This is a genomic window from Pseudocitrobacter vendiensis (assembly GCF_943590815.1).
Classification (GTDB): domain Bacteria; phylum Pseudomonadota; class Gammaproteobacteria; order Enterobacterales; family Enterobacteriaceae; genus Pseudocitrobacter; species Pseudocitrobacter vendiensis.
The window spans coordinates 22,758-38,329 of the sequence record NZ_CALSBS010000022.1; the positions used below are offsets into that span (position 1 = coordinate 22,758).

At 55.2% G+C, this 15,572-nt stretch carries 13 protein-coding genes; 4 read left to right on the top strand and 9 right to left on the bottom strand.

Annotation, left to right across the window (positions count from 1 at the left end; genetic code table 11):
* The first annotated feature begins 14 nt into the window (after positions 1–14).
* Positions 15–1,751, top strand: a complete 1,737-nt coding sequence (locus NMC31_RS26315; RefSeq protein WP_253898903.1) for a cytochrome P450 — start codon at positions 15–17, stop codon at positions 1,749–1,751.
* Here NMC31_RS26315 and NMC31_RS19225 read toward each other — a convergent pair.
* Positions 1,748–2,698 (bottom strand): helix-turn-helix domain-containing protein, encoded by a 951-nt coding sequence (locus NMC31_RS19225; RefSeq protein WP_149462052.1) that lies wholly within the window; start codon positions 2,696–2,698, stop codon positions 1,748–1,750. The two genes, NMC31_RS26315 and NMC31_RS19225, sit on opposite strands and share 4 nt — an antisense overlap.
* Positions 2,699–2,768: 70 nt before the next feature.
* Entirely contained in the window at positions 2,769–3,380 is a 612-nt protein-coding gene (locus NMC31_RS19230) for an NUDIX domain-containing protein (RefSeq protein WP_253898872.1), read from the bottom strand.
* 83 nt (positions 3,381–3,463) lie between these two features.
* On the opposite strand from NMC31_RS19230, the gene NMC31_RS19235 reads away from it, so the two are divergent.
* Positions 3,464–4,213: a DeoR/GlpR family DNA-binding transcription regulator gene (locus NMC31_RS19235; RefSeq protein WP_253898873.1), complete on the top strand. Its 750-nt coding sequence runs from the start codon at positions 3,464–3,466 to the stop codon at positions 4,211–4,213.
* Between the two features lie 141 nt (positions 4,214–4,354).
* Entirely contained in the window at positions 4,355–4,840 is a 486-nt protein-coding gene (gene eco, locus NMC31_RS19240) for a serine protease inhibitor ecotin (protein ID WP_015963697.1), read from the top strand.
* 159 nt (positions 4,841–4,999) lie between these two features.
* Here the strand turns inward: eco and mqo are convergent, their stop codons facing one another.
* Positions 5,000–6,652: a malate dehydrogenase (quinone) gene (gene mqo / locus NMC31_RS19245; RefSeq protein WP_253898874.1), complete on the bottom strand. Its 1,653-nt coding sequence runs from the start codon at positions 6,650–6,652 to the stop codon at positions 5,000–5,002.
* Between the two features lie 274 nt (positions 6,653–6,926).
* On the opposite strand from mqo, the gene NMC31_RS19250 reads away from it, so the two are divergent.
* Positions 6,927–8,165, top strand: a complete 1,239-nt coding sequence (locus NMC31_RS19250; RefSeq protein WP_253898875.1) for a SulP family inorganic anion transporter — start codon at positions 6,927–6,929, stop codon at positions 8,163–8,165.
* Here the strand turns inward: NMC31_RS19250 and mgtE are convergent.
* From mgtE to NMC31_RS19280, 6 genes are all read right to left on the bottom strand, one after another.
* A complete protein-coding gene (gene mgtE, locus NMC31_RS19255; protein ID WP_108473624.1) occupies positions 8,128–9,564 on the bottom strand; it encodes a magnesium transporter in 1,437 nt (478 codons plus the stop codon). The two genes, NMC31_RS19250 and mgtE, sit on opposite strands and share 38 nt — an antisense overlap.
* A 139-nt stretch (positions 9,565–9,703) precedes the next feature.
* The gene (locus tag NMC31_RS19260) at positions 9,704–11,347 is read right to left on the bottom strand and encodes a multidrug ABC transporter permease/ATP-binding protein (protein WP_149462047.1); all 1,644 of its coding nucleotides are present in this window, start codon (positions 11,345–11,347) and stop codon (positions 9,704–9,706) included.
* A 76-nt stretch (positions 11,348–11,423) separates the two neighbouring features.
* Positions 11,424–12,074: a DNA oxidative demethylase AlkB gene (alkB, locus tag NMC31_RS19265; RefSeq protein ID WP_253898876.1), complete on the bottom strand. Its 651-nt coding sequence runs from the start codon at positions 12,072–12,074 to the stop codon at positions 11,424–11,426.
* Positions 12,074–13,138 carry a bifunctional DNA-binding transcriptional regulator/O6-methylguanine-DNA methyltransferase Ada gene (ada, locus tag NMC31_RS19270; protein ID WP_253898877.1) on the bottom strand — a complete coding sequence of 355 codons (1,065 nt, stop codon included), beginning with the start codon at positions 13,136–13,138 and terminating at the stop codon, positions 12,074–12,076. The genes alkB and ada overlap by 1 nt, the downstream gene beginning before the upstream one ends.
* Before the next feature lie 73 nt (positions 13,139–13,211).
* Positions 13,212–14,264 carry an FAD:protein FMN transferase ApbE gene (gene apbE / locus NMC31_RS19275; protein ID WP_253898878.1) on the bottom strand — a complete coding sequence of 351 codons (1,053 nt, stop codon included), beginning with the start codon at positions 14,262–14,264 and terminating at the stop codon, positions 13,212–13,214.
* Positions 14,265–14,368: 104 nt separating this feature from the next.
* Positions 14,369–15,487, bottom strand: a complete 1,119-nt coding sequence (locus tag NMC31_RS19280) for a porin OmpC (protein WP_253898879.1) — start codon at positions 15,485–15,487, stop codon at positions 14,369–14,371.
* Between the last annotated feature and the right edge of the window lie 85 nt (positions 15,488–15,572).

Genomic DNA, 15,572 nt, shown 5'->3' on the forward strand with positions numbered 1-15,572 from the left:
GAGCCGGACAGGTGGTGCAGACGGGGGAAGAACATATTGCCCCGAAGGACGTCGATGACACGTTTGATCTGCGTCTGGCGCTGGAGCTGGGTGCGGTACAGCTCACCCTGGGGCGCTTATCAGGCGCACAATTGCATGAATTCCGCCGGCTGGCCGACGCTACCGCGCCGTTTGTTGTCGGTAAGCGTTTTAGCGATGTCACGCGCTACGCGCAGGCCAATCATGCGTTTCACCTGTTCCTGATTGAAGCATCAAACAACGCCCCGTTGATTGCCCTCTATAAGCAACTCGCGGTACAGGACTACATTGGTCGGGCACTGCGGGATGACATTGAGATCGTGGGCGATATCGTTCAGCAACACCGGGATCTGGTTAGCGCATTTGAGTATGGCGACATCAATGCCGCGCGCGAAGTCATTGCACAACATGCCCTTCATTCCAAAGCGACCATGAGCCGTGCGTTGGGCAAAAAAACTGCGCCTGCTGCCTTAGCGCACGTGCCGCAACCGGAGCCCGCTCGTTGCCCGTTCGCGGCAATGGCTAAACAGCCGCCCTACTCTCATGAGCTGAGCTGGCCACAAGAACTGCAACCTTTCAAAGTGGTGGACGACGGTTCGCAGGGCGATCCATACGAACATTATCGCTGGATGCGTGAGCACGCCCCGGTATTGCGCTGCCAGTCAGCCACCTCGGACGTCTGGTTCCTGTCGCGTTACGATGATGTCTGGCAGGCCATTCGTAATCCAAAACTCTTCTCATCAGAAGTAGTCAGCCCGCCGCCGCTCACTTTTCTGACGCTGTATGATGCCCCCGATCACACGCGTCTGCGTAAGATTGCACAGCCTTCTTTCATGCCGCTGGCCATCGAACCGTTTGCCACCGAGATCGAGCGCCGCGCGGAAGTGTTAATCGACGCGATGATCGCCAAGGGCGGCGGCGATGTGGTGGAAGAGTTCGCCATTCCGCTCAGCATCGCCACCATCTCGGCGATGATCGATGTGCCGAATGAAGACGAAGAAAAGATGAAGTTCTGGTCGGACGAAACCTTCAGCTACTTCGGACGCCTGGCGCGTAACGCCCCCGGCACCGGCACCGATGAACAAAGCGCCATGGCCTTCTTTGCCTATCTGAAAGAGGCCATGGAGCGGCTGCACCTGAGCAACAGCCAGTCAATCGGTGGCCATATCGCCCGCATGTGGAAGGAGGGTCTGCTCAGCGAAAAAGAGGCCAAAGAGCTGTGCGCCTTCGTCTTTATCGCCGGGCACGACACCACCACCATTCTGGTTGCGAATGCGTTCCGCATGTTCGCAGAACACCCGCATCTGGTGGCGCGTATTCGCGATAATGAAGCGGATGCGGATAAATTTGTTGAGGAGGTGGCGCGCTATCGCGGGACGGTGCAGCGCGTCAGCCGCATGACCACCGAAGCCACCACTGTGGCAGGCGTTGAGTTGCCCAAAGGCGCGGTGGTGCGGTTGTTGCTCTCGTCCGCCAATCGCGACAGCCGTAAGTTCGCGGACGGCGATACCTTTAATATCGACCGTGATACTTCCGGTCATTTGGGTTTTGGCAACGGGATGCATAAATGTCTCGGCCAGCCGCTGGCGAAGCTTGAAACGCTGATCGCCACGCGACTGGTGGCGCGTAAAATATCAGAAATTGCGCTCGATCCCGCTCAGCCTATCGAGTACGTTCGCGGCAATAATCTGACCAACTCAGGGCCCGCGCATTTGTTTGTGAAGCTGCGTTAATCAGCCAGACCGGCTTTCTTTATGGAAGCCGGTTTTCTCTGCGATAACCGCCCCTGCTCTCGCAGGCGATATTCCGTAGGCCGCAGGCCAGTTTGCTTGCGAAAGAAGCGGCCAAAATAGGCTTCATCGCGAAATCCTAATTCCGCCGAGATTTGCTTGACGCTAAACGAGGAGTAGACCAGCAGACGCCGCGCTTCGTGCACCGCACGCCGATCGATGGCTTCAATCGCCGAAATACCGAATGCTTCCCGACAGATTCGCGTCAGTTGCCCGGTGGAAATTCCCATTGCCGCCGCATAATGAGCCACGGGTTGTCGCTGTCGACAACGTTCATCCAGTAAGGCACGAAAACGTTCAATCCTGGCGACCAGCGCCGCCCTTGCAGGGTTGCCCGCCAGCTCCGCTTTTTCACTTAAACGCGCGATCTGCACAAACAGCGCAATGGTCAGCGCCAGCCCGGCGGTGTATTGCCAGCGCTCGCTGTTCTCCGCTTCCCGGCCAATCGCGTCAAAGAGCGTTTCAAGACGCACCCCGCGCCGATGGGCGGTATCTACCGTCAGCATCGCGGGCGTACGCACAAAGTCCAGTAAATCCGGGGCGGCGGTCAGCGCGACCGATTCGATTGCCGATTGCGCCGTGGTAATAACGTGACCATCAACATCGTCGCTAAAACGAAATCCGTGTACTGCGCGAGCGGGAACGACGACCAGGCACGGTGCGTTAAAAGCCCAGACTTCGCCGTCAATGGTCGCTTCGCCGCTGCCGCGCGTAACATACAGTGTCTGAATCAGAACATCGTGGAAGTGGGGCTCGATATCAAAACCAAAGCGGCTGGCGCGCGAGGGAATGCGCTCATAATGCACCATATCCAGCGACGACTGTCCGGGTTCCGCACCATAAAGCGCGTAGTTAGGTAGCGCACGACGACGCGGCCAGTCAATTAACATAGGTCACCCGGAAGTTTGTATAAAAGACTCTTTTATAGGCAGGATTTCCGCATCCCGCCTGCCTGAGTGTTTAAAACCTCGATTCAGCCCCGTTTTCGTGAAAGACATCCTTCAGCGCCAGATGCTGCAACAACATGATGGTTTTCCCGTCCACAATTTCACCGCGCGTAATCGCCGCCAGCGCTTGCTCAAAGGGCCACTCCAGCACTTCAATGTCTTCGCCCTCTTCCGCCAGCCCACCACCGTCACCGGTACGGTCGCGCTCGCTGTATTCCGCGATGAAAAAGTAGAGTTTCTCCGTGACCGAACCGGGGCTCATATAGGCTTCAAAAACTTTTTCCAGGTGGCTCACTTTAAAGCCGGTTTCTTCTTCAGCCTCCGCCAGAATCCGCGCTTCCGGCGACGCTTGATCCAGCAGCCCCGCCGCCGCCTCAATCAACAGACCTGAGTGGCCGTTCACCGAAACCGGGAAGCGAAACTGTCGGGTCAGTACCACACTTTTTTTCTCGCGGTTATAGAGCAGGATCGTTGCGCCATTGCCCCGGTCATAGACCTCGCGGCTCTGCGTCTGCCAGCTTCCGTCACGGCGCTGTACATCGAAGGTATATTTTTTCAGTACGTACCAGTTATCAGATAGAAGCTGTTCCTGAACGTTGCGAAGGCGTGGTGTGTTATTGTGCATTTTTATTCCTCAGGTGAATGACAAAAACGATAATGTCATGCACAATCGTGCAATATCAAGAAAAAACGTGAAGAGAAATATTCATGCTCGCCAGCCAACGTAAAAAAGCAATTCTCGAACTGCTCGCGCAACATAAGCAAGTTTTATCCAGCGAACTGAGCCAAAGGTTCCTGATTTCAGAGGACTCTATCCGGCGTGATTTACGGGAACTAGCGGCTGAAGGTCTGTTGCAGCGCGTTCATGGTGGTGCACTGCCCGCATCAGCCGCAATAGCGCCAATCGAAACACGCAAAAACGTGCAAAACCGTTCAAAGCAGATAGTGGCAGAAAAAGCGGTAAAACTGATACAACCAGGTCAGGTGGTGATGATTGATGGCGGAACCACCGCCCATGAACTGGTGGCGCGCCTACCACGGGATATCGCCTTTACCGTCGTCACTCACAGCCCAGGGATTGCCGTCAGTCTGATCGATCACCCACTGGTGGAGGTGATCGTCATCGGCGGGAGATTGTTTAAACATTCTGTTGTGACAGTGGGATCGGCAATGATCGATGCCATCAGTCATATCAATGCCGACCTCTTTTTTATGGGCGTGACGGGCATTCATGCCAGCGCAGGCTTTACCACGGGTGATTACGAGGAAGCCTGTGTGAAACGCGCCCTGTCGCAGCGCGCGGCAGAAACAGTGGTCATGGCCTCGGCTGAAAAGATGAATGCCGCTTCCGCTTTTGCCATCGGCCCGCTTTCCCTTGCCAGCGCGATTATCATCGATGGGGAGCCCGATGCCGCTTTACGCGAAGCCTGTGCAAAACAGCAGATAGAACTGCTTTAATCCTGACAGCGAGAAACTTCGTTTTCGGATTACTACGCAAAACAGTTCACTACTATTAATGCAAAAATCAGTAAATGGCACTTAACATTCACGACAATGATGATAATCTTGCCGATGAACTACTGATAAAAAGGATTCACAGTGAAAAACACATTTACGCTCGCTGCTTTACTACTGACCGCAGTTTCGCTTTCTGCCACGGCGGCAGAGCAACCGCTGGAAAAAGTTGCGCCTTATCCGCAAGCGGAAAAAGGCATGAAGCGCCAGGTGATTCAGTTACCTGCGCAGCAGGACGAATCAGCGCTGAAAGTTGAGCTGATGATTGGTAAAACGCTGGAAGTCGACTGCAACCGTCACCGCCTGGGTGGCAAGCTGGAAAGCAAAACGCTGGAAGGTTGGGGTTACGACTACTATGTCTTTGATAAAGTTGGCGAGCCGGTCTCCACCATGATGGCCTGCCCGGACAAAACGAAGACCAAACAGTTCGTTGCGGCGTATCTCGGTGACGACGGCATGTTGCGTTACAACAGCAAACTGCCGATCGTGGTCTACACCCCGGATAACGTGGAAGTTAAATACCGCGTCTGGAAAGCCGAAGAAGAAGTTCATAACGCTGTAGAGCGTTAATAACGTGTCCATGTTTATGCCGGATGCGGCGTGAACGCCTTATCCGGCCTACAAAATCATGCAAATTCAATATATTGCAGTTTTATGTAGGCCTGATAAGCATAGCGCATCAGGCATTGGCAATCTGCAAGAAGCCCCGTATTCGGGGCTTTTTATCATTTACAGCGCAATATCCGCCATCTCATTCACCACCACCGGCTGTGATTTTGTCTGCGGTTGCGGGGTAGGATCGGCATCACGAACCGGCACGTAGCTCAGTTCCAGCACTTCACTGGTGTGCGCCAGAGTCTCTTCAATCGCCTGCGGATGTTCGTTCAGGCGCGAGCCGTAAGTCGGCACTACGGCTTTGATTTTCGCCTGCCAGGCTGCGGTCTGCATTTTCTCGTGGAACACTTTTTCCAGCAGTTGCAGCATAATTGGCGCAGCAGTAGAAGCACCCGGCGACGCACCGAGCAGGGCTGCCACAGTACCTTCATCGTCGCTCACCACTTCTGTGCCCAGACGCAGAACGCCGCCTTTCTGCGCATCGCGCTTGATAATCTGCACGCGCTGCCCCGCCTGCCACAAGCGCCAGTCGCCTTTCTGCGCCATCGGATAGTATTCACGCAGCGCGGCGTGACGATCCTTATCTTTCTGCAGCACCTGGCTAACCAGATATTTCACCAGATCGAAGTTGTCCATTCCGACGTTGATCATCGGCATGATGTTCGATTTGTTGATCGACGCCAGCAGATCCCACAGCGATCCGTTTTTCAGGAAGCGCGTTGAGAAGGTCGCGAATGGTCCGAACAGAATGACGCGTTTGCCATCAATCACGCGGGTATCAATGTGCGGCACCGACATCGGTGGCGCGCCAACATCGGCCTGACCATATACTTTCGCCAGATGATGATTCACCACCTCGGGGTTTTCACACACCAGGAACTGGCCGCCAACCGGGAAGCCGGCATACTCTTTCGCTTGAGGAATTTTGGTCTGTTGCAGCAGTTTCAACGCCGCGCCACCCGCGCCGATAAAGATAAATTTGGCTTTAATCGTGCGTTTCGCGTGGCTGTTATTGGCATCGGATACGGTGATGGTCCAGCTCTTGTCCGCATTCTGACGGAAACGACGCACCACCGTATTGAGCTGCAGGCTGAAGTTTTTATGCGCCTGCAACGAGGAAATCAGCTGGCGGGTAATTTCGCCATAGTTCACATCGGTACCGGCTTCGGTACGTGTCGCGGCAATTTTTTGCTGCGGATCGCGCCCTTCCATCACCAGCGGCGCCCACTCTTTAATCTGTTGATGATCTTCGGAGTAGCGCATACCGCGGAACAGTGGGTTCTGCTGCAGCGCACGGTAGCGCGCGCGCAGGAAGTTGACGTTCGCATCGCCCCAGACAAAGCTCATATGCGGAACGGTGTTAATAAAGGATTTCGGCTGCGTGAGGACGCCGCGCTTCACCTGATGCGCCCAGAACTGACGAGAAACCTGGAATGCTTCGTTTATATCAATCGCTTTTTCGATGCTGACAGAACCGTCCGCTTTCTGTGGCGTGTAGTTCAGTTCCATCAGCGCCGAGTGGCCGGTGCCTGCGTTGTTCCAGCCGTTGGAACTCTCTTCCGCGACGCTTTCCATTTGCTCGACCATGGTGATCGACCAGTTCGGTTCCAGCTCTTGCAGCCAGGTACCCAGCGTAGCGCTCATAATACCACCACCGATCAACAAAACATCCGTCTCGTGTATAACGCGGGAGTTGGTTTTGGCCACATCAGAAGCAGTATCGGAACCCGCTTTCTGTGCATTGGGTACAGCTGTCTTTTTCTTCATTGTAGGGAGGCCTTACTTGAAATGCGATTTGTTACACGCAGGTAAAAACAATTCGTGGGTATACGGTATCACCAGCAACAAAAAAATTAAATATTGTTTAAATTTTAAGTTGTGTTTTGAGACCTGTTATCAAAATGTTTAATAAATGTATACGTCAATTAAATTTTTGTATTGGCATTCTGTGACATAGAGCGGTAAACTGCTCCGTTTTGTGATAAATAGCACGAAAGCACGGCTTATAGAAAACCGGCTATCGATAACCAATGAAGATCCTATGTCAGACACCCCTTTTGCTCCCCAGGATGGTCGCCTCCTTTCCGTAATGCGCTCGCCCAAACTGCTGCTACGTGAAACGCTGGCTGGCGTCATTACCGCGCTGGCATTGATCCCCGAAGTCATCTCTTTTTCCGTGATTGCTGGCGTTGACCCCAAAGTCAGTTTGATCGCCTCGGTCGTGCTGTGCCTGGCGATGTCCTTTCTCGGCGGGCGTCCGGCGATGGTGACTGCCGCCGCCGGTTCTGTGGCGCTGGTCATCGGGCCAATGGTGCATCAACACGGCGTGGGATACATCTTGCCCGCAGTGGTGATGGCTGGCGTGATTCAAATTCTGTTCGGCCTGTGCGGTATGGCACGGTTGATGCGTTTTATTCCTCATCCGGTGATGACCGGTTTTGTCAACGCGCTAGGCGTGCTGATCTTCTTCGCGCAAGTGCCGCATTTCTGGAGCCGTAATCCGCTAATTATCGCGCTGTTCGTCGCGACCCTGCTGATTGTCCTGTGGGTGCCGCGGGTGATTAAGAGCGTGCCATCACCGCTGATTGCCATCGTGCTGTTAACCCTTTTCACCGTCACAAGCGGTCAGCTACTGCCCACCGTAGGCGATGAAGGTTCGATGAGCGGCGGCCTGCCCGGCCTGACGCAATTACTGGTGCCGCTAAATCTCGACACCCTGAACATCATCTGGCCCTGCGCGCTGAGCATTGCGTTTGTCGGCTTAATGGAGTCGTTGCTGACGGCAAAGCTGGTTGATGATTTGACCGCGACGCCGTCAAATAAAGCACGCGAAAGCGCCGGGCTTGGCATCGCCAACATCCTGGCCGGTTTTTACGGTGGCATCGCGGGTTGTGCGATGATTGGTCAGACGATCGTCAACGTGGAGATGGGAAAAGGCCGTAGCCGCGTTTCAACAATCATGGCAGGCCTGGTATTACTGTTGTTAGTGACGGCATTAAGCAAGGTGATGGCTGATATTCCGATGTCGGTACTGGCCGGTATTATGGTGATTGTGGCGTTCAAAACCTTTAGCTGGCACAGCATCCAGCCTGCAACACTGAAACGCGCCCCATGGCCAGAAACCGTGGTGATGGTAGTCACGGTCGCGGCAACCGTCAGCACCGGCAATCTGGCGATTGGCGTGCTGGCGGGCGTGGTCTGCATGGTGCTAATCCCTGCCCGCCTGAAAGCGAAACTGGCTGCTAAAGCAGAAAAATCGTCGCCAGCCCAAGGAAAATAAAGAAGCCGCCGGTGTCGGTGATCGCGGTGATCATCACGCTGGAGCCTACCGCCGGGTCGCGGCCAAACTTCACCATGATCATCGGGATCAGTACGCCCATTAGCGCCGCGACCAGCAGATTCAGCACCATCGCCAGCGTCATCACCGCACCCAGGTGCGGGTCGCTGTAGAGCAGCCAGGTGACGCAGCCCATGATCCCGCCCCACACCAGGCCATTAATCAACGCCACGCCCATTTCACGCAGGATCAGAAATGAGAAGTTGCCCGGCTGGATCTGCTGTAGCGCCAGCGCGCGCACGATCATGGTAATCGTCTGGTTTCCGGTGTTACCGCCAATGCCTGCGACGATCGGCATCAACGACGCCAGCGCCACCAGTTGTGAGATGGTATGTTCGAAGCCATCGATGACGCGCGAAGCAATAAAGGCGGTGCAGAGGTTGATGGCCAGCCACGCCCAACGGGTTTTCACCGCTTTGGTCACTGGCGCAAACACGTCCTCTTCGGCACTCAGGCCACCCATGCGACGCAGATCGCTATCCGTTTCTTCATAAACCACGTCAACGATCTCATCGATGGTCAAACGTCCCATCAGTTTGCCCTGCTGATCGATAACCGCGGCGCTGACCAGGTTGTCACGTTCGAAGGTACGGGCCACCTTTTCCGACTCTTCTTCCGGGTGGAAAGCCACCGGTTCAGATTCCATTACCGCTTCAACGGTGCTTTGTGCCGGGCTGAGCAAAATGGTGGTCAGTTCAAGCTCGCCTACCAGCGTCATATCGCGCCGGGTGACGAACAGTTTATCGGTGTTTTCCGGCATTTTTCCGAGCCGCCGCAGGTAGCGCTGAACGGTCGCCAGCGTCACTTCCGGGCGCACGGTAATGACTTCGAACTCCATGATCGAGCCGACGCGATCGTGGGCGTAGTTCATCACCTGACGCACGCGTGCGCGCTCGGACGGCGGGAGCGTTGCCAGCAGGCGTCCGGTTAAATCGCGTGGCAGATGCTGAACCAGGTAAATCTGTTCATCGATGTCCAGCGTTTGCAATGCATCGAGCAACGCCCGGTCGCTCATATCGTCAATGAGGTCGTCCCAGACGTTCTCCGATGCTTCAAGCAACACTTTACCGCGCTTGTCATCTTCCACCACGTTCCATAACGCGTGACGCTCATCGGAGGGCAATGCCTCCAGAACGTCCGCCAGGTCCGGGCCAGGAAGATGCGCCACCAGCGCGCTCACTTCCGCAAGATCGTCGATAAGCGTACTTTCATCATACTGCTCGGCGAGCGTCAGTTTACCCAGCAGAACAGAAGTAATGGCTTTATCGGTGGTTAAGAGCCAGATAAGGCGCGCACGCTCTTCATCACGCAGCTTTGCGCTGTTTTTCATTATTGCGGACATTGCCGGTCATCCTTTCGGTCATGTGAATGCCCGGCAGGTCAGCCGGGAGCATTAAGCATAGCGTGGAGTAATGTAAATAATAATAAACAGCATTTTAAAACCCATAAAAAAAGCGGCGAATGCCGCTTTTTTCATCAGGTTATGCCGTTCGGGCGACCGCATCGCGCGAGGCGGCGTCGCGCTCCTCGCCGGTCAACTCACTCAATTGACCATTGCGCATCTCCAGCAGACGATCGGCATGGATGAAGTAGTGGTCGTCGTGGCTGATAGCGAAAACAGTTTTGCCCATCTGTTGCATCAGCGGGAGCAATATTTGGTAGAACTCGCGGCGGAAGTGCGGATCCTGATCGGCGGCCCACTCATCCAGCATAATGATGTCTCGCTCTTCCGCTAATGCCAGCAGTAGCGCCACACGCTTCTTTTGCCCTTTCGAGAGTTTAAGGTCAAGGATTTTGCCGTTTTCCAGCTTCACCTTATGCCCCATTTTCAGCTGTTCCAGCCACTTATCCACCAGCGCCGGGTCGGCCTGTTTTCCTTCCGGCCCCAGCAACTGGTCAAACAGCCAGACGTCGGTGAAGACCGCTGAGAATAGCTTACGGTAATCTTCCGGTTTGTCCGCCGCCAGCGGTTTGCCATCCAGCAGAATCTGCCCTTTAACCGGTTGATAGAGCCCGGTAAGCAGCATCGCCAGCGTCGATTTACCGCTGCCGTTGCCGCCAATCAGGAATACCAGTTCGCCGCGATGGAGCGTCAGATTAATTGGGCCCACGGCGAAGGTGTTGTCTTCATAGTGAAACTCCACATCGCGCAGTTCGAGCGTTTGCCAGTTTGGATACGCTTTTGGCACCGGGAATTCCGCCTGGTAAGGTGCAAGCGAGAAGGTGTTGAGCTTTTTGAACGCCACCTGCGCGCTGAGCAACGTCGGCAGCGCGCCAACGGCCGATAACAACGGTGTGCGCAGGAACAGCAGCGTTAGCGAGTACGTCGCCGCCACGGCGGTATCCGCCCAGCCCAGACTGTTCGCCATCCAGAAGACCAGGCCGATGGCGCCCAGCATCATTATGTTCGACCAGTTCACGGCGCTCAGGTGGAAGGTGTCGGCACGCACAATATGGTGACGGTAACTTTTCGCGTCCGGAATATAGAGCTGATTAAAGACATACTCTGCGCGTTCCCGGTTGAGCGTGAGCTCTTTGCGCCCTTCCAGCACGGTTTGATAATCCTGATACAGCGCATCTTCCGTCTCACGCAGAATCGCCATATGTTTGTAGACCCGCGCCACCAGCACAAAACCGCCCCAGATGGTCAGCGCCATCCACAGTGCGGTCACCAGCAGCATTTTCGTCGACAGAAATGCCAGGTAAGCGGCGGAGCCAAAGGTCAGGATGATCCCCTGCACCAGTTCCGGCAGGCGGACGAAAGCGATGGTGATCGCACGCACATCGCTGGTCAGGCCCGCCAGCAGCGCCGCGCTGCCGAGTTTTTCGATGCGTTCGACCTGGGTGTCCAGAATACGTTTAATGAATTCGCTGCGCAGACGGTAAACAAAGTGATGTCCGAGGGTGGTCAGCGCCAGTTGCGAACCCAGCGTAACCGCCATCAGCAATAGCAGCAGCCCGAGAAACTCTGGCAGCACCGTCAGCGACATATCGACCGTCGTGATTAAACGCAGGTTAATGAAGGCAATCAGCCCAATCCCTAACGCCGCACTCAGCAAACTCAGTGCCATAACGGCAATAAATGGCCAGCGGTACTGGCGCCAGACAAGCAGGAGAAGTTCCATAAAACAGCAACCCGGAAAAGAAAAACAGCGTGCAGTGTAAACTGCCGCGCGAGTACATCAAGAATAATTCTTATTTTTATTCTTTATTACCCGCATGGCGAAAGGTGAGGTTATAGCGCAGTGGGCCAACCTGTGGATGGTGGCCCGGTTTGAGCGGCTGAATGCCATGATAAAAGAGGCGCGATTCGCCGCCCCACACCACCACATCGCCATGTTCCAGCAACACGCGCTGGAGCGGATCGTTACGCTTCAGGCCGCCAAACTGGAACACAGCGGGCAAGCCCAGCGAAACCGACACAATCGGCGCGCTCAGCGTGGCTTCGTCTTTATCCTGATGCAGCGACAGTTTCGCACCCGGAAGATAGCGGTTAATCAGGCAGGCGTCCGGCGAAAAATCAGCATAGCCCGCCTGCGTCGCCGCCTCCAGCGCCAGCCTGCGGAAAACATCCGGCATGGACGGCCAGGATTTACCCGTCAGCGGATCGCGCGGCGTGTAGCAGTAACCGTGGAGGTCGGTGCTCCAGCCCAGCGGGCCGCAGTTGGTCATCGCCACCGACATGGTATAGCCGCCGGGCGTTACCATCTGGCGAAACGGTGACAACGCGGCGATCTGTTCAATCGCCGCCAGCAGTTCACCGGCCTGGCTTAGCGCCTGACGACGAAGGATGACTGCGCCTGCCGCCAGCGGTTCCTGCCAGGGGGCTTCATCAGCAAAGAGATCGAGCATTATTTTCCTCCGGCATTTTTCTCATCCGCCAGCAGCGAGGCTTTTCGCCCCACGCCCCAGCGGTATCCCGACAGGCTGCCATCTTCACGTACCACGCGATGGCACGGAATAATAATCGCCAGTTTGTTCGCCGCGCAAGCACCGGCCACCGCGCGAACGGCCTTCGGATTGCCAATGGCCGTGGCAATTTGCTGATAGCTGCGCGTTTCACCCAGCGGAATCGCGCGTAGCGCCTGCCAGACCTGCTGTTGAAAGGCGGTGCCGCGAATATCCAGCGGCAAATTCAGCGGCAACTGTTGAAAATCCAGACGCCTCACCACCTCATGAATTTGCTGATGAAAAACCGGGCTCCCCTGCTGCGATTGCGCCGAGGGGAAAAGTTGCTGAAGCTCTGCCGTCAGTTGCGCATCGCTATCGCCCAGCAGCACGGCGCAGATACCACGTGCGCTCAACGCCACGAGGCAGCGACCGAAACGGCACTCTTCCAGCGCATAATGAATAACGGCCTCTTCACCACCGCTCCGATACTGTTTTGCCGTCATACCCAGAAGCTGGTCGGCATGGCGATAGTAGCTGCTGCTGTCCGGGAAGCCCGCGTTGAGCACGGCGTTCGTCACCGCCTCGCCTTCCGCCAGCGCTTCACGCAAACGTCGGGCGCGCCACGCCTGCTGCCACGCTTTTGGCGTGACGCCGGTGACCGACTTAAACAGACGGTGGAAATGGTAGGGACTGACAGCGACCGCTTCGGCTAGCGTGTCCAGGGTAACGGGCGCATCCTGTTCGAGCATCCGGCAGGCTATCGCCACTTTGTTCACTTTTTGCAACTGGGGATCGAGCGTATTCGGCTGACAGCGTTTGCAGGGGCGAAAACCCGCCTGTAGCGCCGCATCAGCATCAGGATAAAATTGCACATTCTGGCGCAACGCATGGCGCGCTTTGCAGGAGGGACGACAAAAAATACCGGTGGTGCGGACCGCAAAGACAAACTGCCCGTCGGCACAGGCATCGCGCTCAAGCACCGCCTGCCAGCGGCGCTCATCAGTATGGAAAGTGTGAGATGTCATATCAGGCTCCTCCAGTAAGTGTACGACGACTTTGCCCTGGAGGAGACAGCAAAAAAACCAGCAATCTTGCTTTTTAATTTTTACCGTTTACCAAAAATGCTTTGAACTGCGGCGACATCCAGGTGGTGAAGTTATCACCCTCTTTCATGATCATATACACCGCCAGCCCCTGCTCGCGCACCACTTCTTTGGCTTTTTCCGGGCCGAGAACCATCAGGCCGGTGTCCCAGGCATCGGCTTCCAGCGCCGTCGGTGCAATCACCGTCACAGAAACCAGTTTGTGGGTAATGGGTCGGCCGGTTTGAGGATCGATGACATGAGAGATTCGCTGCCCGTCCAGCTCATAATAGTTACGGTAGCTGCCGGATGTGCTGATCCCGTGACCGTTGATATCGACAATAGCCTGTACGGCGTTCTCTTTATCCGTCGGTTTTTGAATCGCCACGCGCCACGGGCGACCTTCCGCGTTCATGCCCCGACTCGACAGCGCGCCGCCAACGGAGACCAGGTAACGCGAGATCCCCTCCATGCCCATCAGGCGCGCAAGATGATCCGCTGCATACCCTTCGCCAACGGTCGAAAGATCAACATAGAGTTCCGGGAGATCTTTTTGCAGATACTGGCGACCTGCGGTGTTAATCACCGTCAGATGCTGCAAGCCGGTTTTGGCTTTTGCCGTATCGATTTGTTCCTGTGTTGGCGTGCTGACCGGCTGTTTATCCGGACCAAAGCCCCACAGATTCACCAGTGGGCCTACAGTAATGTCCATCGCGCCCCGGGTTTTTTGCCCGATGCGCAGAGATTCGGTGACGATATCCGCCATGGCTTCAGTGACCGGCCACGGCACGGTGCTGGAGGAGATGTTAAAGCGCATCAGCGCGGAGTCGTTTTTCCATGTCGAGAGTAGCTGGTCATCACCATCAAGCTGCGTCTGGATTTTTTCACGCAGTTCATCAGCGCGTTTTTTATCGATATCCACCACGCTCACACGCCAGAAGGTGCCCATGGTCTTGCCTTCGAGCACCGTTGCGGTTTCGTTTAACGGCGCGGTGGTACTGGCGTTATCGCAGCCAGCAAGCAGTAACGCGGCGCTCACCAGAGCCGCACGTAAGATATTCATTTCCATCCGGTATTATTTCTCCTGCAATGCGCGCAAGAGTACACCAATTAACTTAAACAAGGCATAAAAAAAGGAGCCTTTCGGCTCCTTTTCTACAGGTTAACAGTCGATTAGAACTGGTAAACCAGACCCAGTGCTACGATGTCATCGGTAGAGATGCCAGCAGCGCGGGTGAAGGTGTTGTCATCCAGCAGGTTGATTTTGTAATCAACATAGGTAGACATGTTTTTGTTGAAGTAGTAGGTCGCGCCAACATCAACATATTTAACCAGATCCTGGTCGCCGAAGTCACGACCACCAGCAGTTACGAGGTCTTTGCCTTTAGACTGCAGGTAAGCAACGGACGGACGCAGACCGAAGTCGAACTGGTACTGTGCAACAACTTCGAAGTTCTGCGCTTTATCAGCGTAGCCACCGAAGTTAACGTCACCGAAACGAGTCGCGTTGTAAGTCTGGGTGTACTGTGCGGCCAGGTAGATGTTGTTCGCATCATATTTCAGACCACCGGTGTAGGTCGTCGCTTTGTCGCCACGGCCAAATGCCAGGTTGGTGTTTTGATCGTCAGTACGTTTAGAGCTGGCAATCGCACCACCGACGCTGAAGCCTTCGCCGATGTCATAAGACAGGGAGCCACCGAAGCCGTCACCGTTCTGTTTCAGTTCTTTACGACCGTTGTTGGTCTGACCTTCGCCAGATTGGCTGCCGTTTTTACCCTGATACTGCAGAGCAAAGTTCAGGCCATCAACCAGACCGAAGAAGTCAGAGTTACGGTAGGTAGCAACGCCGTTAGCACGCTGCTGCAGGAAGTTGTCAGAACCGTAGGTGTCGCCGCCGAATTCCGGCAGAACGTCGGTCCAGGAAGTGATGTCGTAAACAACGCCGTAGTTACGACCGTAGTCGAAGGAACCTGCATCACCGAAGCGCAGACCGGCGAATGCCAGACGAGTCCATGCCTGATTGCCGGAGTCTTCAGTGTTGTTCGCCTGAACGTTGTATTCCCACTGGCCGTAACCGGTCAGTTGGTCCTGGATTTGAGTCTCACCTTTAATGCCAACACGCATGTAGGTCTGGTCGCCGTCAGCGCTGTTATCATCGGAGAAGTAGTGCAGACCAACGATTTTACCGTACAGATCTAATTTGTTGCCGTCTTTGTTATAAATTTCAGCCGCATTTGCTGCGCCCGCTACCAGCAGTGCTGGTACCAGGAGGGACAGTACTTTAACTTTCATGTTAATAACCCTCTGTTATATGCCTTTTTATATGCCACTGCTTACTGGTCAACCCTCATTAACCAGTCGGCAAACCCATTGTGCT